Raw genomic sequence first — 19527 nt, forward strand, 5'->3', positions numbered from 1 at the left:
TGCCGAACTCAGCAGTGAAACCGCTTAGCGCCGATGGTAGTGTGGGGTCTCCCCATGCGAGAGTAGGTCATCGTCAGGCACTTATACCGCAAAGAACCCAGCCCATCGGCTGGGTTTTTTGTTGCGCGCTCGATAAGCGCGCCAAGCCTCAAGCCCCGTGCATACTGTGCTCGGGGCTTTTTTGCTCTGCTTTTACCAGTCAATAGGTTCACCTGCACAGTCCCAGAAGCTGCCGGTCGTCTCTTGCGAGCGCTTGGCCATGACGTCAATTAACTGTTTCACCACGAACTCTGCGCTAAATAGCTTTTCGGTAGGTACACGGGCTTGAAAAGGCTTTTGGAGGCAGAGAACAATCGACTGTTTATTAAGCCTCTTAAGCTCAATAGCGGCGGTTCTCAACAGCATATTATGCGCGGCTTTACTAGCACGATAGCTATACCAGCCACCATACCCATTGTCAGTGATAGATCCTACACGAGCAGAAAGGCTGGCAATAATGGTAGCGTGCTTGCCCTGTAGAGAAGGCTTTAGAGCAGCGAGTAGCAGGGCTGGGGTTGCCGCATTAATATGCATCACCTGGGCAAATGATACTTCATCCAACTGCTCCAGGCGCTTTTCTGGCTGTATGTTTTGGGAGGCATCGTGAAGCAGCCCGATCGCGTTGAAGAGTAGGTGGACAGGTCGGCCGTTTACCCTTTCACAGAGTGCTTGTCGGCCTGTGGTGGTGGTGATATCCGCAGTGATTGAGTCAAGCTTGGGATGTTCAAAAACGAGGGGGGAGCGGCTAACCGCAATCACATGCCCTGTTTGCGGAGATGAAAGCAGGCTTTGCAGTATGGCGCTTCCTATACCGCCATTTGCACCTGCCACAACGGCGGTGAAACCTTCTGGAAGATGAGGCAGCATAACAAGCTCCGATGGTGAACGATATTGTTCCCATTGAAGCGCTTTGTATAGTATTTGTCTATGATTGCTTGTTAAGCAGAGGCATTAATGCGGCCCGGCTGAGCACTATTGCGCCCGTTGGGCTTGTAGAGCGTTTTTTCTGCAATTTGGCGAATGTAGTCCAGCATCTCCTGGTTATGCTTCATACGCAATGAGAGCATTTGCCCGGTTAATGCATTCATTCGTGAAACCCGCTCGCTTTTTTCTAGCAAGCTTTCCCAGGTTGCTAGGCATTCAGCATCTGTGGCCGCCAGCTTCGCGCCAGGAGCGCCTTCTGGATAGCCAAGCTTTGCCTGTACACCGCGACGTAATACCTCCATGCGTTCTAGTTCTTCTAGAAGCGCCTGTTTCTTACCCGCGATATCAGTCAATATATCGCCATCAATACTGCCTTTGGTCAACTGCTCTTGTTCGCTGGAGAGTAAAGCAATCAAATCCTCGAGGCGTTGCAACTGACTGGAGAGTAGGCGTGAAAGGCTCATAGGTAGATTTACTGATCTTTCAAGTTGGCAATTAGACCATCCGCAATACGGTCGGCACGCACTTCGAGCCGTCCCTTACGAATAGCATCACGAATTTCCTGTACCTTAGCCATGTCGATATCCTGGCTGCTATCGATGCTAGATTGGCTGAGCTGAGTCGCTTCACGGGTAGTATTACCCGTTTCAGGCTGCTTTGCTTCACCTACCTTCTGTGCGTCATCACGCTGCTGCGCTGGAGTATTGCGAAGCAGCGGATTAAGGTTATCAATTTTCACGTTGTTGGCCTCATCGTCAACGTTGGGGCGCCGCGCGCTGTATTACTATCTATCGGCCTAGATGCTAAACACTTTAGGTCTTAGGCTAAAAATCCACCATTAATGTGCCTTGGCCGATCACCCGCGCCGTCATTATTTCACGAGAACCAAAACGCACACGAATGGTTTCTCCTTGTGCCCCATCAGCAAGCGCCTCCCCCTCTCGAGAGACACGAAAGCCAGTTCCTTCTGCTATGACTGTTACGCGCTGCCCGCGTTCCACGAGGCTAGGTGCTTGCAGGAAATGCGCCTGAAACGTGCTGCCACTACGGATAGGCCGCTGAGCTACTTTGCCGACAATATCGGCCTGGTCGGTCAGCGATTGGCTAGATAAATCGCTAAGGTTGCCTTCTCGCTGGTCGAGCATAGCTGCGGTAACCAACGTGCCTCTATCAATATCTTGGCTTGCCACAACGTAGCTGCCAATGACATCTACTTCTGCCTGCAGGTAGCGTACTTGACGCCCATCAGCTCCACACCTAACGCCTACAGAAACACGCCCAATAGGAGCTTGGTTAGGGTTAGTAAGAAAGGGTGTTGGCTGTATGCAGGTGGGTAAATGGGGGGATGGCGGTGCGATATTGATGACTGCCTCTTGTCCCAGGGCCTGTGCTTCTTGATAGAGAAATTGCTGGACGCTTTCAACAAGTGACTGATCGCTTGTTTCTGCCCAGGAGGGTTGGGATAGGCCAACACATAGCAGTAACAACAATGACTTAACTGCTGAGTAGCGTGCAACAATGTGCAGCAAATAGCGCATGGGTAAAGTCGCCCAGTATAGAAAATCAGATGGTAAACATCAGCATGGGAGTGTAATGCAAAAGTATCCTACGCATCATGGGAAATGCTGGTGTAAACGGTAGCTGTTCCATGCTTTAAGGTGAAAGAGTGGAGCATATTATTCATCATCAACAATTTCCGGTTTATTTCTGCCTCTCAGCGAGCGAGGGTCGGCATGATTGATCAGCTTGAATCTGCCTTTAACTTCCATCAGCAGGCGCTGGGCCTGCGCCAAGCACGTCACCAAGTGCTAGCCGCTAACATTGCCAATGCGGATACGCCCAACTATAAGGCGCGCGACATTGACTTTGCCAGCGAGCTGAAGAAAGCCGTGGACGGCAGCCAGGCCCAGCAGCAGAACGGTGGCTTGGCATTGGCGCGTACCTCCGATCGCCATTTGGCGGGTGAGGGGCCTGCCTGGCAAGGCGCAGGAAGTGCAGATTTGCTGTATCGAATTCCTGACCAGCCAAGTCTAGATGGCAATACGGTGGATATGGACCGTGAGCGAACCCAGTTCGCGGATAACGCTGTGCGCTACCAGGCGGCGCTCACCATTATGAACCGTCGTATTCAGGGTCTGAAAAATGCGATGCAACCTGAATAACCTAGTAATAGGAGAAAAATAAGCGATGTCGATGTTTTCAGCGTTTGATATTGCCGGTTCTGCGATGAGCGCCCAAGCGCAGCGTATGAATGTAACGGCAAGCAACATGGCCAATGCCGATAGCGTGGCAGGGCCCGATGGTGAAACCTACCGCGCAAAGCAGGTGATGTTTGAAACCCAGGCACAGTCTAACCGCTACGGTGTTGGCGGCGTCCGGGTTACTGAGGTTGTGGAAAACGATTCACCGCTGCGCATGGAGTATATGCCGAACCACCCAGCGGCTGATGAAGATGGCTACGTTGCTAAGCCGAATGTTGAGCCGGTCCATGAGATGGTCAATATGATTTCGGCATCGCGCTCCTATCAGGCCAACGTAGAGGTTTTCAACACAACCAAGCAGATGATGGTTCAGACTCTATCGCTCGGTGAGGGCTAACGATGAGCACAATTAACCCAGCAACGTTATCCAATATTAATGGTGGTGGCGTTCAACTACAGCAGAGCCAGTCAGAAGAGCTACGTAATAGTTTTATGACGCTGCTTATCACCCAGCTTCAGAACCAAGATCCTCTGAAGCCGATGGAAAACGCGGAGATGACGTCACAGATTGCTCAAATCAACACCGTCAGTGGCATTGAGCAGCTCAACTCGACGTTGGAAAGCATTACCAGCCAAATGAATGCCAACCAGGCGCTGCAGGCGAGTGGGCTAATTGGCCAAGGCGTCATGGTGCCTGGTCGTCAGATCATGTTGGAGCAGGATGGTGAAGGCCAGCCTTACTCTACGCCCTTTGGTATTGAGCTAGCGCAACCAGCAGCAAATGTGCAGGCAACGATTTTGGGTCAAGGCGGCCAGGTAATCCGTCGCTACGACTTGGGCTCTGTTGAAGAGGGCGTGCAGTCTTTCCAGTGGGATGGAAAAAATGATCAGGGTGATGTTGTCGCCAGTAATCGCTATACAGTGCAGCTAGAAGCAACGGACGCCGAAGGCGAAGTGATTGAGTCTACTGCCCTTAACTACGCCATTGTTAATAGCGTGACACCCAACGATGGCAATGGCGGTGTTCGGCTGGACCTTGGGGCCATTTACGGGCAAATCAGCCTGAATGACGTGAAACAAATTCTTTGATCTCTAACATAGCCTGTTTCTAGGAGAAAAAAATGAGCTTTTCTCAAGCATTAAGTGGTCTGAATGCCCAGTCCGAAAACCTTAAAATTCTCGGCAATAATATTGCTAACTCGCAAACCGTAGGCTTTAAAAGCTCAGGTGCAATATTTTCTGATGTATTTGCCGGTGCAAGTAGCCAAGTGGGTCTGGGGGTAAAAATTTCGGATGTTCGTCAAGACTTTACGGCAGGCGATTTGGAAACCTCAGGTCGCACGTTGGATCTAGCGGTGGCAGGCGAAGGTTTTTATCGTATAGAACAAGCTAACGGTGAAATCGCTTATACTCGTAATGGCCAGTTTAGCCAAGATAATCAAGGGTTTTTGGTCAATGCGTCAGGGCAACGGTTAACAGGTTATGGCCTTTCTGATCCTAATGATCCTTTTTCAGCTGTTGTTCCAGGCGGAGCTCCTCAAGCACTAAATATTCCAACAGCTGATATTCCCGCAAAGGCGACTGCTGATGTGACGGCTACCTATAACCTGGATGCGAGCACAGTGCCTGGGCAGGGTTTGCAGCAAGCAACTGTTCAAGCGGTGGATGGAAATGGGGCTTTAATAACAGTCGATAATGACGGCGCGTATGATGCTAATGGCGATCCACTCGAAATCGATGTTTCGTATCATTACTCAAATAGTTTCACTACCTTCGATTCTTTGGGAAATGAACGAAATGTCACAATGTACTATGAAAAGGTAGATGATAATACCTGGAAAGCATTTCAAGCCGTCGATGGGAAGCTTGCATTTGATGGGGATCCTAATGTTGGGCCAGTCGATTTGGATAATTCTTTTTGGCTAAGGTTTAACAGCAATGGCCAACTCCTTAAATATAGTGATGTAGGAGTAACTGGAGCTCGAGATGAAGATGCGGTTATAGGTGTTGCGGATGCTGGGTATCGACTTACTTTCGGCACTCCCGGCACTCCCGGCACTCCCGGCACTCCCGGTACTCCTGCTGCGCTTGCAGAAAATGGTGCATCAGCCAATGGCCAAGCCGCTGCTGATGCATTCAGTGCAACAGCAGCTGATAATCCAGGTGCTACAAAAGCCTTTGCAGATTTAGAATTTATCGTGGGTGATGGTGCAGACCCGCTTAATTATGACTTTACTTTGACCGGTACTACACAATTTAACAATAACTCTGTACAAAATACGCTCACGCAAGATGGTTATACCTCTGGCAGCCTTGCTGGCTTAGAAATAACGCGCGAGGGTCGTGTTATTCGTATTTATACCAATGAAGAGCGCCGCGATGCGGGGCAAATTGTATTGGCTAACTTCGCTAACGAAGAAGGTCTACAGTCTATAGGTGATAATGCATGGCGTGAAACTAACGCATCGGGTATCGGCATTCTAGGTACTGGTGGTACCGGCGTTTTTGGTACCATCGAATCTGGTGTGTTAGAGAACTCTAACGTTGATCTTGCTAAACAGCTGGTGGATACCATTGTTGCGCAGCGTGCCTACCAAGCGAACTCGACGTCGATCAGCACTCAGGACGAGCTCCTGCAGACCATTATTAATCTTTGATGATCGTTTGTTGATAAGGAGTTAGTGCTGTGGACCGCATGCTATACACCGCCATGAGTGGCGCTAAACACACGATGGACCAGCAATCGGTAGTGAACAATAACCTATCGAATGTATCCACCGCTGGTTTTCGTGCTCAGTTGCAGGCTGCGCGCTCGGTACCCATCGAGGGCGCAGGTATCCTGCCAACAAGGGTGTCGGCGGTGACAACCACGCCGGGTACGGATTTCTCACAAGGCCCCATCGAGCGAACTGGACGTATGTTAGATGTGGCCATGCAAGGAAACGCCTGGATGGCGGTATTAGCAGAAGATGGCACAGAGACCTATACCCGTCGCGGTGATTTGCAGCTCGATAGCGACGGTGTGCTACTTAGCGTGGGCCGCCCTGTGATGGGGGACGCTGGGCCGATTGCTGTTCCACAGGGCGCGCAAATCTCATTTGGGGCAGATGGCACGATTAGTGCCATTCCTCAAGGAGAGGGCCCTGAGGCAATGGTGGACGTTGGCCGCATCAAACTCGTTACACCGGATGAACAGGCCCTGGAGCGTGGTGAGGATGGTTTGTTCAGGGCGCCTCCTGGCGATGATGGTGCGCCAGGCGTACTTCAAGCTGATGAAGAGGCGCGTCTGGTAAGTGGCGCTCTAGAGGGCAGTAACGTCAGCGCCGTGGATGCCATGGTCTCCATGATTGACGTGGCGCGCCGCTACGATATGCAGATGAAGATGCTAAGTACGGCGGATGAAAATGCTCAGCGAGCTAACAGTATTTTATCTATTCAGGGCTAATCGCAGCCACTCAGCCAAAGGAATTTACGTATGATTAAGTCTTTGTGGACTGCCAAGACCGGGCTAGAGTCTCAGCAAACCAAACTAGATGTTATTTCGAACAACTTGGCGAACGTCAGCACCAATGGCTTTAAACGTTCGCGCCCGGTATTCGAAGACCTACTCTACCAAAATATGCGCCAGCCTGGGGCCCAGAACAATATTCAGGACCGCCTACCGTCAGGTATGCAGATTGGTACGGGTGTACGCGCCGTTGCCACCGAGCGTTTGCATACGCAGGGCAGCTTGGAAGAGACAGGTAATTCCCGTGATCTAGCGATTGATGGTGAGGGGTTTTTCCAAGTGTTGATGCCAGACGGGACGCTTGGCTATACCCGCGATGGCAGTTTTCAACTCAATGAAAATGGCCAGATGGTCACGGCGAATGGCTACCCGCTGGAGCCAGCTATCTTTGTGCCTGCCAATGCGCTATCGGTCAACATCGGTGAAGACGGTACCGTGAGTGTTCGTCAACCTGGTATCGCTCAGGATGCTGATATTGGGCAGATTAACGTTGCTTCTTTTATTAATCCCGCTGGCTTAGAAAGCATTGGTGGAAATCTTTATCTGGAGACCGGTGCCTCCGGTGCACCTAACCAGAATGCGCCTGGCAATAACGGTGCCGGACGACTCTTTCAAGGTTATGTAGAGACCTCTAACGTAAACGTTGTGGAAGAAATGGTGAATATGATTCAAACACAGCGTGCTTATGAAATTAATAGCAAGGCTGTATCCACCAGTGACGAAATGCTAGCGCGACTGAGTCAGCTCTAATGTCATTGATCATCAGGGCATCTTAACGGGTCGCGTTATGTTGGAATTAAACGTTGTGTTACGCCGCTGCATACTCGCTAGCCTAGCGCTGGTCGTTTTGGTTACTGCAGGGTGCGCGCAAATCCCGCGTGCCTCTGTCGTCGGCGAACAAGAGCAAATCACTATCATCGACCGTCCGCCACCTGTTCCTAATGGCTCTATTTATCAGGCGCGTCGCGGCTATCAGCCGCTTTTTGAAGATCGTCGGCCGCGCACGATAGGAGATATTCTGACCATTGTGCTGGATGAAGAAGTCAGCGCTAGTAAGAACTCTCAGTCCAATGCGAACCGTGCTGGTAGTGCAAGTCTGGAGCTAACTCAGTTGCCCGACGTGCTAGATACCCTGGCGGAGTATGGCTTTGATATTGAGGCGGCCAATGACTTTACGGGAGGCGGTGGCTCCCAAGCGAACAATACGTTTACAGGCACGATTACGGTCTCGGTGCTGGAGGTCATGAATAATGGCAACCTCCGTGTGCGGGGTGAAAAGCAGATTGCTATTAATCAGGGAACTGAGTTTATTCGCTTTTCAGGCGTAGTAAACCCTCGCACCATCACGGCTCAAAATACCGTGCCCTCCACCCAGGTGGCTGATGCGCGGATTGAGTATGTTGGCGATGGCTATATTAATGAAGCGCAGCATATGGGTTGGCTGCAGCGCTTCTTCCTCAATGTGTCGCCGTTCTAGGCGTGTTAATAAGTTCGACAACAGAGACCTGGTGAAATGGCTATGCAGTGGAAGGTGTATCAACGGATTCAAGCAACCGCGCGCTTCGCGACTCTGTTGGCTCTCTGTTTTGTGATGCTGCCAGCACACGCCGAGCGGGTGCGCGAGCTAGCGAGCTTTGCTGGTGTTCGTGATAACCAGCTTGTTGGTTATGGCTTGGTGGTGGGGTTAGATGGCAGCGGTGACCAAACCACCCAAGCGCCGTTCACCAGCCAAAGTTTAACCAACATGCTGTCGCAGTTAGGCGTGACCGTTCCGCCTGGAACCAACCTTCAGCTGCGCAATGTCGCTGCTGTGATGGTGACTGCAGATCTACCGCCATTCTCCCGTCCAGGGCAGCGTCTTGACATCGTTGTTTCTTCGATTGCCAACGCCAGTAGCCTGCGTGGTGGCACACTATTGATGACGCCACTTAAAGGTGCCGATGGCGATACCTATGCGATTGCCCAGGGCAATATGTTAGTGGGCGGCGCCGGTGCGCAGGCGGGTGGTAGTAGCGTACAGATTAACCAGCAGGCCTCTGGTCGCATTCCGAACGGGGCTCTTGTTGAGCGTGAAGTGCCGCTCAATCTTGGTGGCAACGGTGGGGTGCTAGAGTTGCAGCTGAACGACGCTGATTTTGGCACCGTTCAGCGCATGGTAACGGCAATTAACAATGAGTTCGGCCAGTCTGTTGCCTATGCACGCAATGGCCGAGTCATTGCCCTCGATGGCCCAATGGATGCCAACGCTCGGGTTAATTTTATGGCTCGGGTTGAGAATGTTCAGCTAACACCAACTGAGGCACCCGCCAAAGTGGTGCTCAATGCACGTACAGGCTCTGTGGTTATGAACAGCGCAGTTACCCTGCGTAGAGCCGCAGTAGCCCACGGTAATCTGTCGATTATGATTGATACCCAATTTGGTGTTAGCCAGCCTAACCCACTCGGGGAGGGTGAAACCGTTGTAGTGCCTGATGCGGATATCAATATTGAGCAGCAGGAAGCCTACCTGCAAATTGTTGAAGGAGCCGACTTGGCAGACGTGGTGAATGCACTGAATGCATTAGGTGCGACACCTCAGGATTTAATGTCGATTCTAGAAGCGTTGAGGGCATCAGGCTCTCTGCGTGCTGAGCTGGAGATCATCTGATGAGCATGGGCGATATGACCAGCCAGTTCGCGCTGGATATGAACGGCTTCCAGCGGCTGCAGCATAATGCGCGCGTTGATCCTGAAGCGGGTGTGCAAGGCGCGGCTCAGCAGTTTGAAGCGCTCTTTATCCAAATGATGGTAAAGAGCATGCGAGATGCTACGCCTACCTCAGGGCTGTTGGAGAGCAGAGATACGACATTTTATCAATCCATGTTGGACCAGCAGTGGTCGCAAGTCATGGCTTCTCGTGGGATTGGTTTAGCCGATGCGCTAGTGGAACAGCTTCAGCGCCAGGGGGCGGTCGGGCAAGTCACCAACCCTGACCAAGAACTTCAGGCGTTAATTGCGGGTATTCCTCGTGGGACACCGCGCGTTCTGGATAGTCCGTTACAGCCTGAAAGTGGACAACAGGCTCCTAACAGCACGGGCAGCGGCCAGTTTTATAACGAGCTAGACGCTATTCGCCAACGGGAAGCGAGCAGCGCACCCGCCACGCTGGCAGAAGCCCCGCGTCCGGCGGCTTCTTCACACGACCACGTCGAGCGTTTCATGCAAACGCTGGCCACGCCTGCTCAGGCGGCTAGTGCTGCAACTGGCGTACCTGCTGAGCTCATTTTGGCTCAGGCAGCCCTAGAGACGGGCTGGGGTCAGCATGAGATAGCGACCCAGCAAGGCCACAATAGCTATAACGTGTTTGGTATTAAAGCGGGTAGCCAGTGGCAAGGTAAAACGACCGATATCGTGACCCACGAGTATGTAAATGGCCGTCGTACTCAAATCGTTGATACGTTCCGTGTGTATGACTCCTTTGAGCATGCCTTTACCGATTATGCCAACCTGATCGGCAACAATCCGCGTTACGCCGGTGTTGTACAGGCGTCTAACGCAGAGCAAGCAGCGCGTGAGTTACAGCGTGGCGGCTATGCCACCGACCCGCGCTATGCCGATAAGCTGGTATCGGTAATGAATACGATGGGGCCGCTGAGTTCTGCGGGTAGCCTGTTGGCGGATTCTCGCTAGGCAACTATTCAAGTTTTTCTGCGCACTGCCGATAGGTAGAAAATCGGCCTAAGGAATTGAACCATGAGCATGTTTTCGATCGGCTTAAGCGGCCTCAATGCGGCGCAGAATGCCCTCAATACAACGAGCAACAACATTAGTAACGTCTATACTCCTGGCTACAATCGAGAGATTACGGTACTCAATGAAAGCCGGAACAATGCCGGTGTCCGCGTTGCAGATATTGAGCGTCAGTTCAATACGTTCGTTGCCGCGCAATTGAACAATGCCAAGTCGCAATCAACAGCCCTAGAGACCTACAATACGCAAATCTCTCAGATCGATAACTTGCTTGCAGATCGTGAAGCAGGGCTCTCTCCTTTGATGCAGAATTTCTTTTCCGCTCTTGAGGATTTAGCAAGTGCTCCTTCGGATCCTGCCGCCCGACAAGGCGTGCTTGGCGCTGCTGATACGCTAACGGCTCAATTCCGTTCGTTTGATGGATATCTGCAGGATTTACAATCAGGCGTTAACGGCCAAATTAAAGACGAAATTACCCAAATAAATAACACCACAAGCCAGATTGCTAATATTAACCGTGAAATAGCACTTTCGCGTGCACAGCTTGGTGAGGCACCAAATAGCTTGCTGAATCAGCGCGACCAGCTGATCTCCGAGTTGAATGAAAAGATGAACTTGCGTCTTAATATTCAAGATGGCAATACTTACAACCTCACACTCCCCAATGGGCAGCCGCTTGTTACGGGAGATACTGTCTATAAACTCGAAGCTGTTACATCACCGAATGATCCACAACGGATGGTCGTTGGCTACCGTGAAGGGGCTCGTGGTAATGGCAATCTTGTCAGCCTAGATGAAGGTTTAATTACAGGTGGCTCATTAGGTGGCTTAATGAGCTTTCGAGCTGAGACATTAGATAAAACGCAGAATCAGATAGGGCAGTTGGCGGCTTCTATTGCACTCGAATTTAATGCGCAGCACCAAAAAGGTGTTGACCTGAACGGTGAGCAGGGCCAAGAGTTTTTTAGTATTGGTCAATCTAATGCTTACTATAATACAGATAATAAGGGATCCGCAGAGGTCAGCGCTACGATCGACTCTGCGAATACTAGCGCATTACGAGCAACCGACTATACGGTGCGTGTTATTAATGCATCGACTGAAGAGTTTGAAGTGATTAGAAAGGATACCGGTGAGGCGCTAGAGGCTGATGAATGGTCATTTAGCGACAATGTTCTAAGTTTTGCCGGTGTTGATGTCAATTTCAACGATATTAATCTTGCCCAAAATGGCGATAGCTTTGAAATTCAACCACTACGACGTGCCGCTGGTGGAATGGAAGCCATTGTTTCAGACTTAGATAAAATTGCTGCAGGTAGCTTAGTTGAGCAGAGTGGAGACCTAGAGGTGAGCAATGTTCGCTATGAGAATGCGCTTGCCAATACGTCGGAATCACTGGAAATTGAATTTAATGCCAATCAACACTTATCTGTCAGTGGGTATACTGGTCAGGTCTCTGTTAACGGCGAAGCGCGAATCTTAGATGCTAATGGAGTCGTTCAAGATTCGGCAGGTGCAGTCGCAGCTGTATTGGCTGCGGACGATGAAATAACTATTGATGGTGTATCTTTTGTTTTAGCTGATGTGTCTACAGAAGGGGCTCTCACATTTCAGCAAGCGAGCTCTGCTGCAGGCGACAATCGCAATGCCTTAGCACTCCAAGACCTCCAGAGTAAGGATATCGTAGGTGGCTCTGCCTCTTTGAGTGGAGCTTATGGGGCGCTGGTCAGCGATGTGGGAAATCGTACCAACATTATTCAGGTCAACCTTGATGCACGCCAAGGTTTAACTGATCAGCTGCGTGCAGTGCAGCAGTCGGAGTCTGGTGTTAACCTGGATGAAGAAGCGGCAAATCTGATTCGCTTTCAGCAGTTTTATCAAGCCAATGCCCGCGTCATCGATACGGCCTCTACTATTTTTGACACTATTTTAGGCTTACGTAGCTAACGGTTAGGAGTCTGCCTCATGCGTATTAGCAGCGTTACCATGTATGAACAAAGTACGGCTTCAATTAACCGTCAGCAGAATGACTTTCTAAAAATTAGTCAACAGATTGCTAGCGGGCGCCGTGTGGTTAACCCTTCGGACGACCCACAGTCAGCAGCGCGCGCCGTGCGTGTTGATCAATCTAAGGCGATTACCCAACAGTTTGAAGACTCTCGCGTATCTGCGCGTAACTCTCTAGCACAGACAGAGAGTATACTTAATAGCATCAGTGACTCTGTTATTAGTGCAAAGACAAGACTAGTTCAAGCATCAAGCGATACCTTAAGCGATGTTGACCGAGAATCGATTGCCAGCGAGTTAAAAGGTATTTACGAAACCATGATCGGCCAAGCAAACGCGACTGATGGTAACGGACGTTACTTATTTGGTGGCTATGCTGATAATGCGCCTCCCTTTGTTAAAAATAGTGAAGGCAATATTGAGTATAAAGGGGATGATAACGCTCGCCAGCAGCGTATTGATGCCTCTCGCTTAATGCCGGTTACTGAAAATGGCATTTCAATATTTCAAAGTGTGCCAAGTGGTGCGGGTTACGTAGCAGAGGCAGTAAAAAGCAGCGATGGTGGTCAGCCGATCGCCGGTGTGCTGGGAAGGAATGGCGGTAGCATAACGTTTAGTGGCCCACAGGTGAGTAATGTCAATGACCCTGGGTATGGCGACAGCTACCGTGTTGTGTTTAATGAAGATACGACGGTGGATAGCGGCGTCAGCTACCAAGTGCAGCGTTTTAGTGAAGGCGAGTGGCAGGAAGATCCTGCTGATTTGGTGGTTACAGGAGAATATGTCGGTGAAGGTCAGCAGCTTAGTTTTGGGGGTGTTAATGTCACACTCACTGGCAGCGCTGAGCCTGACGACGAGATTCTTGTTGCCCAGTCAGGTAGCGAGCAGCGCCCTGCGGATCTGTTCCGCACCATGGAAGCAGCAATACGTGTTTTAGAAAGTCCCGCCACTACCGGTGCGGAAAAAGCAGAATTGCGTAATACGCTAAACACATCTATGCGAGATCTAGATAATGCCCTTGATAATGTTCTAACAGTGCGCGCTTCGGCTGGGGCAAAACTAAACGAGCTAGACGTGGTGGATGCAGTAGGTAGTAACCGGATGCTCAATTATGAGCAGACGCTTTCTGACTTGGTGGATCTGGACTACGCTGATGCTATTTCAGAATACAGCTTGCGTCAGGTTGGTCTGCAGGCTTCTCAAAAAGCGTTTGTGGATATTAAGGGGATGTCGCTATTTGACTTTATGTAATGTCTTAGCGAGCAGTCACTCTTTTGCTATGCCCTGGCCATGTGCCGGGGCATTAATTTAAGGGCGCCATGGTCTCAATCAGGCTTTGCGTAAAGCTAATTCCCTGGCTAAACAGCTGCTGAAGAAAGCTGCCGATATCGCTCATTAGCACCATGAGCAACACTATGCCAACGGTGAGCGAGGTGGGAAAGCCAATATTAAACACGGTTAGCTGCGGTGCTGAACGGTTTAGGATGCCTAGCGACAGATTAATAATGAGCAACGAGGCTACCAGAGGCAAAGCGAGCAGCATACCGGAAGCAAAGATAGTACCTGCGTAGCGTGCCAGTAGTTCAAACGCATTAGGATTAAGGCTGCCAATTCCAATTGGAAGTGTTTCAAAGCTCATCACTAGTGTTTCTAACACCATCAGGTGGCCATTAAAGGCGAGAAACATGAGCAGGGTGACCATATAGAGAATGCGTGATAGCACCATAATGTTGGTGCCACTAGACATGTCAAAGAAGCTCGCAAAGGCGAGCCCCATCTGAAGGCCGATAAACTCACCGGCCGCTTGGACAACGGCAAACATAATGTGCATCACCAGCCCAATCGCAATACCGATCAGCATTTGCTCAATGATGATGCCCAGACCTGCCCAAGACATGAGCGGTACACTGGGCATCGGTGGGAGAACGGGAGCAATGACGACGGCGATCACTGCGGCAAGCGCTACTTTAGCTTGATTGGGAACGCTGGAGTGGCCCCATAAAGGCGTCGCTGTCATAAAGGCCGTAATACGCACAAAGGGCCAAAAAAAGGCCACCAGCCACCCCTGAAGCTGGGCAAATGTTACTTCAACCACAGGCTACATCACCATTGCGGGTATGTTGGTAAATAGCCGCGTCGTGAAGTCGGTAATTAAGCCGATGAGCCAGGGGCCCGCTAGTACCAGAACGGCAAACACCGCTAAGATTTTCGGGATAAATGTCAGCGTCATCTCGTTTATTTGGGTAGCGGCCTGGAACAGGCTAATAATCAGACCTGTAAATAGTGCTGCTAACAGCATAGGACCAGCTAGAAAAAGTGTCACGCGCATACCCTGATAAGCGACGCTCATCACCATCTCGGGTGTCATGATTACGCTCCTCGTCGCCCCGCGACGTTAAATCATATAAAAGCTCTCTGCCAACGAACCAATAATGAGCTGCCAGCCGTCAACCAATACAAAAAGCATGAGCTTAAATGGCAGCGAAATAGTGATCGGTGGAACCATCATCATCCCCAACGCCATTAGCGTACTGGCCACTACAAGGTCAATGATCAAAAAAGGGATAAAGATGGTAAAGCCAATTTGAAAGGCCGTCTTGAGCTCGCTGGTGACAAAGGCAGGTAGCAAGACGCGCATTGGTAGTTCTTCTGGCCCTTGCAAGGGGCCCACATCGGCTAAACGAACAAATAGGGCCAGGTCTGGCTCCCGTGTTTGAGCCAGCATAAACTCTCGGAAAGGTAGCTGCGCGCGAAGCAGGAACTCTTCAAAATTGATCACCTCATCCGTCAACGGCACCCAGGCGGTGTCATATACCTGGTTAAGTACTGGCGACATAATAAAAAACGTTAAAAAGAGCGCGATCCCCAGCAGTACCTGGTTAGGCGGCGTAGCTTGAGTACCCATCGCTGTCCTTAGCAGGCTGAGTACAATGATGATGCGGGTAAAGCTGGTCATCATCAGCAGCATTGCTGGCAAGAACGCCAACGAGCTTAAGAGCAGCAGTGTTTGTAGAGAGAGAGACCACTGCTGACCACCACCTTCCGTTGGTTGCGAGACTAACCCCGGTAGTTGCTGGGCGTGGCTAGGAAAAGCCACGAGGCAGCCGATGATGAGAATACTCATCAGCCACCAGTGACGCGAATAGAGCCAGGCAAAATGCTGAGCGTATTTCATGAGGTATGCTGAGAGTCTGAGGAAGTACTGTCGCCCTTGCCGCGACTATTAGCTATAGCGTTAGCTAAACGCTGTGAGAAGCGGGTCGGCGGACGGGGGGGAGTGGATGATGTACGATCAGTAGGCGCTGGACGTTCGTGTAGTTTACTTATGCGGCCACCACTAACGCCCAGAACGAGCCATGTGTCTTCAATTTCGACAACCACAATTCGCTCGCGATTGCCTACTGCGGTGGTACCTACGATGCGTAAACGTGCACCATGGTCATAGCGATGATGCTGCCAGCGTTTGAGCAGCGATGTACACAGCAAAATAATGGCAATCACCAACGCTAGTGCGGCGGCTGTTTTGCCTAATGCCGCCATGCCGATTAATGCATCACCGCCACTTAATGCCTCAAGGGGGGCTTGCGCACTAGAGGTCGCAACACTCATCGGTTTAGTTTATGAATGCGCTCGGATGGTGTAATAATCTCAGTAATACGGATACCGTATTTATCTTCGATAACTACTACTTCCCCCTGAGCAATTAGGTAGCCATTGATCAGGATATCCATTGGCTCACCCGCTAACCCCTCCAGCTCAATGACAGATCCTTGAGCGAGCTCTAATAGTTGCTTAATCGTCAGTTTGGTGCGCCCTAACTCAACGGTAAGCTTAACCGGAATATCCATGATCATCTCAAGATCACGGGAGGGAGTCGCACTTTTTTCTGCGCTCAGCGGGCGAAATACATCGTCGCTGGCTGGCTTGGCTTGAGGTGCCTCTGATTCAGGCTCATCTTCCGTATCGGCCTGCTCTGCAGCCTCCTGCTCTGCCATGGCAGCTGCCCAGGGGTCATCATCATCGCTTGCGGCATCAGCACTAGACGACGGCTCTTCTTGCTCAGACATGGCTTCCGCCCAATCGTCATCAGAGACTTTTTGATCGGGTTTATTAGGGTCAGTCATGCTTTGGGTTCCTTGGCTTTCTGTCGCGTTGAACCTTTAATAAAGTCCTTGGACGATACGTTATTCATAGCAGCATGGTCGATCATACGCACAACACGCAGGGCGCGCTGCTGGCGTTGACTGCCGTATTCACACTCCATCACAGGGACGCCGTCAACGCTGGCGGTGATCGTACTGGGAATGTCCATCGGCAGAACATCCCCCTTTTTTAGCCCCATGACGTGAGCAATTCGACTCGGAATCTGCGCAAAGTCAGCGACCAACTCAACTTCAGATTGGCGCAGCTCGCTGGCCATGCGACGTGACCAAGAGCCATCACTGTCATGATTGCTATCGTTAATCGGGTTAACCAATAGATCGCGCAGCGGCTCAATCATTGCGTAGGGCATGCAAATCTGAAAGCTACTGGATAGGTTGCCTACCTCAATATTGAACTTGGTATTGACCACAATCTCATTAGGTGAATTAGTAATATTGGCGAATTTAGACTGGACTTCGGAGCGTAGGAAGTGGACATCTATCGGGTATACTACCTTCCAAGCTTCTTGATAGGCATCAATCGCAAGATTGAGCAGGCGCTGGATAATACGTTGTTCGGTATTGGTAAATTCGCGCCCATCTGATTTCGTAACGAATCGCCCGTCTCCACCGAACAGGTTGTCTACTACCATAAACACGAGATTTGGTGGAAATACCACCAATGCAGAGCCCCGCATCGGCTTCATCGACACGATGTTGAGGTTGGTCGGCACCGGAACGTTACGTGAGAAGTCGCTAAAGCTTTGATAGCGCACGGACTCGACAGTGATGTCTGAGCTGCGACGAATTAGGTTAAATAGCCCGTTGCGGAAATAACGAGCAAAACGCTCATTAATAAAATCAAGCGCATGCAGACGTTCGCGTATGACCCGATGTTGAGTCGACGGGTCATACGGTCGAATTTTTGTTTCGTCCTGAGACTTGGACGACGCCGGAGAGGGCTCTTCGTCTCCACTGACACCCTTTAGTAAGGCGTCAATTTCTTCCTGGGACAGTAGATCGTCCTGTGACATGAACGGCTCCAGTTCCCGAGGTTATTGCACAATAAATTCGGTAAACAGCACTTCCCTTAGATCTAGGGGGGGCTGATTTTCGGTGAGGGGTACGTTCAAACGACTAATAATTGCCTGAGCCAGCTCCTCTTTCCCCTCTGTCGAGGTGAGTTCGTTGGCTTGTTTGCCCGATAACAGAATTAGTAAGCGGCTGCGCACTTGCGGCATATGCTCTTCGATAATTGTTTTACTCTGTTCGTTACCCACTCGCAGCGTAATACCCGTATAGAGCAGGCGTGAACCATAGCGGTCATCAGCTAAATTAACAGTGAATGGCTCAATGCGTGTAAACACAGGGGGGGTAAGCTCGACCGTTTGCTGTTGAGCTTCGCCACTGTCGCTGCTGTTGCGCTGATCCAGCACTAGATAAATAGCCGCTGCTGCCCCTGCAGAGGAAAGCAGTACGAGAATGATCATTACCCAGAGCAGTTTTTTAGATCCGCCGCTTGATTCTGCCATCGTTGTTCCCATGATGTTCGCACATGACGCTAGCCAAGCATTATGCCTAACGCGGGTGATAATGAAGAAACGAACAGGCTCTCTTGGAGAGCCTATCTTTTGGTTTAGCTAGTTAACACGGTGCTCACAATTAAACCATACTTATAGCGTGGCTATGCTTTAAGCATAAAGGTCCACACGTCCATCGAGTGCGATGGAGGAACCCACAGGTACAGGCGTCCCGGTTTCACCCTCAACGCTAGTGACCCCGCTTTCACCACCAGCGCTTGAGCCTGTGCTGTGCTGAGCAAACGCTTCCTGTTGATTAGAAAAGCCTTGCTCACCCACTGATGTGTCACTTAGTGAAATTCCTTGTTCCGCCAGTGCTTCACGCAGTTGAGGAATCGCTTGTTCAATCACTTGCCGAACCTGAGCGTGAGCGGATAAAAATTGAGCTTGTGCGCCGTGTTCTGTCATTTTTAACGAGATAGAAAGTGGCCCAAGCTCAGCAGGATGTAGTTTCATTTGAACATGCTGCTCCCCCCCTCGCTGGATAAGCTGAACGAGCTGTTGACCTAGCTGTGACGGCCAGGCGGGGTGAGAGACAGGGGTGCCGATAGAGGAGGGCAGTGAGGCTCCCGTTGCTGCAGCAATAGGCTGTGGTGCGGCGTTAGCGCTAGGCAGGTTAAATGCTAGCTCGTTACTGCCGCTAATGCGCGCTGCTGCTTCTCCAGAGGCCAGAGCGCTAGCCATGGCTTCACTGCTGACGTGCACACTGGTGGCCATTGTTTGCATGGTTGGTGCGGCAAGCGTATTTGAGGTTGTCTGCTGAGTGCTCGTATCTGTATTAGCAGCATTACCCAGTGAAAGCGCTGCTATTTGCTGGCTGAGCGTTTCAGGGCGCTGAGCAGACCCATTAGGTCCTGTGCTACCCGATAGCTGTTGGTAAGCATTGATGAGAGCTATCGCGTCTTTTTTGCCAATCGCTAACTGTTCGGCGATAGCGGCGACAGACGTTGTTTGGGTAGTAGTGGGGGACGGTAGGCCAGCGTCATCAGTAAAGGCAGCGACTAATGTCAGCCGACTGGAAATTTCCTGTAGAGCAGGTGATGGCATGTCTAACGTGTTGTCGGTAGCCGCCGCTGCAGCTAATGCTATTAGCGGTTCTGGGGTGCCTTGTTCAGCCGTTTGTAGCTGAGCAAAAAGCTCTGCAATCTCCTCTTGATTGAGCTCAATACCCAGCGATTCTAGGAGCGAGGTAAAATCACGCAGCGCCTGTTCTCCACCGGTGGATGGAGCGTTAGAAAGTGCGCCCATTGGGCGTTGGGGGTCTGTCGCCTGCAGCATGGCTTGGCGGAATAGCCCAGTGGGAAAGCCTTGAGCCTCCGTCGCTTGTGAGGCTGATGTGCCACTGCCCTGGCTGGGGTTCGCAGAAAGTAACAGTTGAATATTCATGGATAGGCTTC

At 50.9% G+C, this 19527-nt stretch carries 23 protein-coding genes and 1 rRNA gene; 12 read left to right on the forward strand and 12 right to left on the reverse strand.

Annotated elements, in window-relative coordinates:
* Positions 1 to 79, forward strand: a 5S ribosomal RNA gene (gene rrf / locus BMY49_RS18250); the annotation flags it as partial.
* Between the two features lie 113 nt (positions 80 to 192).
* On the opposite strand, the gene BMY49_RS11070 is transcribed toward rrf, so the two are convergent.
* From BMY49_RS11070 to flgA, 4 genes are all read right to left on the reverse strand, one after another.
* Positions 193 to 906, reverse strand: coding sequence for an SDR family NAD(P)-dependent oxidoreductase (locus BMY49_RS11070; protein WP_089675586.1), 714 nt, complete (start codon positions 904 to 906; stop codon positions 193 to 195).
* Between the two features lie 71 nt (positions 907 to 977).
* Entirely contained in the window at positions 978 to 1427 is a 450-nt protein-coding gene (locus BMY49_RS11075) for a flagella synthesis protein FlgN (RefSeq protein ID WP_089675587.1), read from the reverse strand.
* 8 nt (positions 1428 to 1435) lie between these two features.
* Positions 1436 to 1702 carry a flagellar biosynthesis anti-sigma factor FlgM gene (gene flgM / locus BMY49_RS11080; protein WP_089675588.1) on the reverse strand — a complete coding sequence of 89 codons (267 nt, stop codon included), beginning with the start codon at positions 1700 to 1702 and terminating at the stop codon, positions 1436 to 1438.
* A gap of 85 nt (positions 1703 to 1787) precedes the next feature.
* Positions 1788 to 2501: a flagellar basal body P-ring formation chaperone FlgA gene (gene flgA, locus BMY49_RS11085; protein WP_089675589.1), complete on the reverse strand. Its 714-nt coding sequence runs from the start codon at positions 2499 to 2501 to the stop codon at positions 1788 to 1790.
* Between the two features lie 195 nt (positions 2502 to 2696).
* Here flgA and flgB point away from each other — a divergent pair, with 195 nt between their 5' ends.
* The 11 genes from flgB to flgL all read left to right on the forward strand — a co-directional run bounded on the left by flgB (position 2697) and on the right by flgL (position 13659).
* A complete protein-coding gene (flgB, locus tag BMY49_RS11090; protein ID WP_089675590.1) occupies positions 2697 to 3125 on the forward strand; it encodes a flagellar basal body rod protein FlgB in 429 nt (142 codons plus the stop codon).
* 25 nt (positions 3126 to 3150) lie between these two features.
* Positions 3151 to 3561: a flagellar basal body rod protein FlgC gene (gene flgC, locus BMY49_RS11095; RefSeq protein ID WP_058576990.1), complete on the forward strand. Its 411-nt coding sequence runs from the start codon at positions 3151 to 3153 to the stop codon at positions 3559 to 3561.
* Between the two features lie 2 nt (positions 3562 to 3563).
* The gene (locus BMY49_RS11100; protein ID WP_089675591.1) at positions 3564 to 4253 is read left to right on the forward strand and encodes a flagellar hook assembly protein FlgD; all 690 of its coding nucleotides are present in this window, start codon (positions 3564 to 3566) and stop codon (positions 4251 to 4253) included.
* 32 nt (positions 4254 to 4285) lie between these two features.
* Positions 4286 to 5821, forward strand: coding sequence for a flagellar hook protein FlgE (flgE, locus tag BMY49_RS11105; RefSeq protein ID WP_089675592.1), 1536 nt, complete (start codon positions 4286 to 4288; stop codon positions 5819 to 5821).
* Between the two features lie 29 nt (positions 5822 to 5850).
* On the forward strand, positions 5851 to 6609 hold the full coding sequence (locus BMY49_RS11110) for a flagellar basal body rod protein FlgF (protein WP_089675593.1): 759 nt from the start codon (positions 5851 to 5853) through the stop codon (positions 6607 to 6609).
* Between the two features lie 30 nt (positions 6610 to 6639).
* On the forward strand, positions 6640 to 7422 hold the full coding sequence (gene flgG / locus BMY49_RS11115) for a flagellar basal-body rod protein FlgG (protein ID WP_089675594.1): 783 nt from the start codon (positions 6640 to 6642) through the stop codon (positions 7420 to 7422).
* 37 nt (positions 7423 to 7459) lie between these two features.
* The gene (locus tag BMY49_RS11120; RefSeq protein WP_083026288.1) at positions 7460 to 8149 is read left to right on the forward strand and encodes a flagellar basal body L-ring protein FlgH; all 690 of its coding nucleotides are present in this window, start codon (positions 7460 to 7462) and stop codon (positions 8147 to 8149) included.
* A 114-nt stretch (positions 8150 to 8263) separates the two neighbouring features.
* Positions 8264 to 9319 carry a flagellar basal body P-ring protein FlgI gene (locus BMY49_RS11125; RefSeq protein ID WP_244154957.1) on the forward strand — a complete coding sequence of 352 codons (1056 nt, stop codon included), beginning with the start codon at positions 8264 to 8266 and terminating at the stop codon, positions 9317 to 9319.
* Positions 9319 to 10341, forward strand: a complete 1023-nt coding sequence (flgJ, locus tag BMY49_RS11130) for a flagellar assembly peptidoglycan hydrolase FlgJ (protein ID WP_089675595.1) — start codon at positions 9319 to 9321, stop codon at positions 10339 to 10341. Before BMY49_RS11125 ends, flgJ begins: the two co-directional genes overlap by 1 nt.
* A 63-nt stretch (positions 10342 to 10404) precedes the next feature.
* Positions 10405 to 12348 carry a flagellar hook-associated protein FlgK gene (gene flgK, locus BMY49_RS11135; RefSeq protein WP_054641144.1) on the forward strand — a complete coding sequence of 648 codons (1944 nt, stop codon included), beginning with the start codon at positions 10405 to 10407 and terminating at the stop codon, positions 12346 to 12348.
* 18 nt (positions 12349 to 12366) lie between these two features.
* Positions 12367 to 13659: a flagellar hook-associated protein FlgL gene (gene flgL, locus BMY49_RS11140; protein WP_089675596.1), complete on the forward strand. Its 1293-nt coding sequence runs from the start codon at positions 12367 to 12369 to the stop codon at positions 13657 to 13659.
* Between the two features lie 52 nt (positions 13660 to 13711).
* On the opposite strand, the gene fliR is transcribed toward flgL, so the two are convergent.
* The 8 genes from fliR to BMY49_RS11180 all read right to left on the reverse strand — a co-directional run bounded on the left by fliR (position 13712) and on the right by BMY49_RS11180 (position 19516).
* Positions 13712 to 14503 (reverse strand): flagellar biosynthetic protein FliR, encoded by a 792-nt coding sequence (fliR, locus tag BMY49_RS11145; protein ID WP_062360429.1) that lies wholly within the window; start codon positions 14501 to 14503, stop codon positions 13712 to 13714.
* A 3-nt stretch (positions 14504 to 14506) separates the two neighbouring features.
* Positions 14507 to 14776, reverse strand: a complete 270-nt coding sequence (gene fliQ / locus BMY49_RS11150; protein WP_044629584.1) for a flagellar biosynthesis protein FliQ — start codon at positions 14774 to 14776, stop codon at positions 14507 to 14509.
* 27 nt (positions 14777 to 14803) lie between these two features.
* The gene (gene fliP / locus BMY49_RS11155) at positions 14804 to 15532 is read right to left on the reverse strand and encodes a flagellar type III secretion system pore protein FliP (protein WP_089675601.1); all 729 of its coding nucleotides are present in this window, start codon (positions 15530 to 15532) and stop codon (positions 14804 to 14806) included.
* A 47-nt stretch (positions 15533 to 15579) separates the two neighbouring features.
* Positions 15580 to 16017, reverse strand: coding sequence for a flagellar biosynthetic protein FliO (gene fliO / locus BMY49_RS11160; protein WP_054641148.1), 438 nt, complete (start codon positions 16015 to 16017; stop codon positions 15580 to 15582).
* Positions 16014 to 16532 carry a flagellar motor switch protein FliN gene (fliN, locus tag BMY49_RS11165; RefSeq protein WP_044629581.1) on the reverse strand — a complete coding sequence of 173 codons (519 nt, stop codon included), beginning with the start codon at positions 16530 to 16532 and terminating at the stop codon, positions 16014 to 16016. The genes fliO and fliN overlap by 4 nt, the downstream gene beginning before the upstream one ends.
* Complete coding sequence (fliM, locus tag BMY49_RS11170) at positions 16529 to 17584, reverse strand: flagellar motor switch protein FliM (RefSeq protein ID WP_044629580.1); 1056 nt, start codon at positions 17582 to 17584, stop codon at positions 16529 to 16531. The genes fliN and fliM overlap by 4 nt, the downstream gene beginning before the upstream one ends.
* Positions 17585 to 17605: 21 nt before the next feature.
* Positions 17606 to 18082 carry a flagellar basal body-associated protein FliL gene (fliL, locus tag BMY49_RS11175; protein ID WP_089675597.1) on the reverse strand — a complete coding sequence of 159 codons (477 nt, stop codon included), beginning with the start codon at positions 18080 to 18082 and terminating at the stop codon, positions 17606 to 17608.
* A 159-nt stretch (positions 18083 to 18241) separates the two neighbouring features.
* The gene (locus BMY49_RS11180; RefSeq protein WP_074211208.1) at positions 18242 to 19516 is read right to left on the reverse strand and encodes a flagellar hook-length control protein FliK; all 1275 of its coding nucleotides are present in this window, start codon (positions 19514 to 19516) and stop codon (positions 18242 to 18244) included.
* Between the last annotated feature and the right edge of the window lie 11 nt (positions 19517 to 19527).

Source organism: Vreelandella aquamarina (assembly GCF_900110265.1).
Taxonomy (GTDB): Bacteria; Pseudomonadota; Gammaproteobacteria; order Pseudomonadales; family Halomonadaceae; genus Vreelandella; species Vreelandella aquamarina.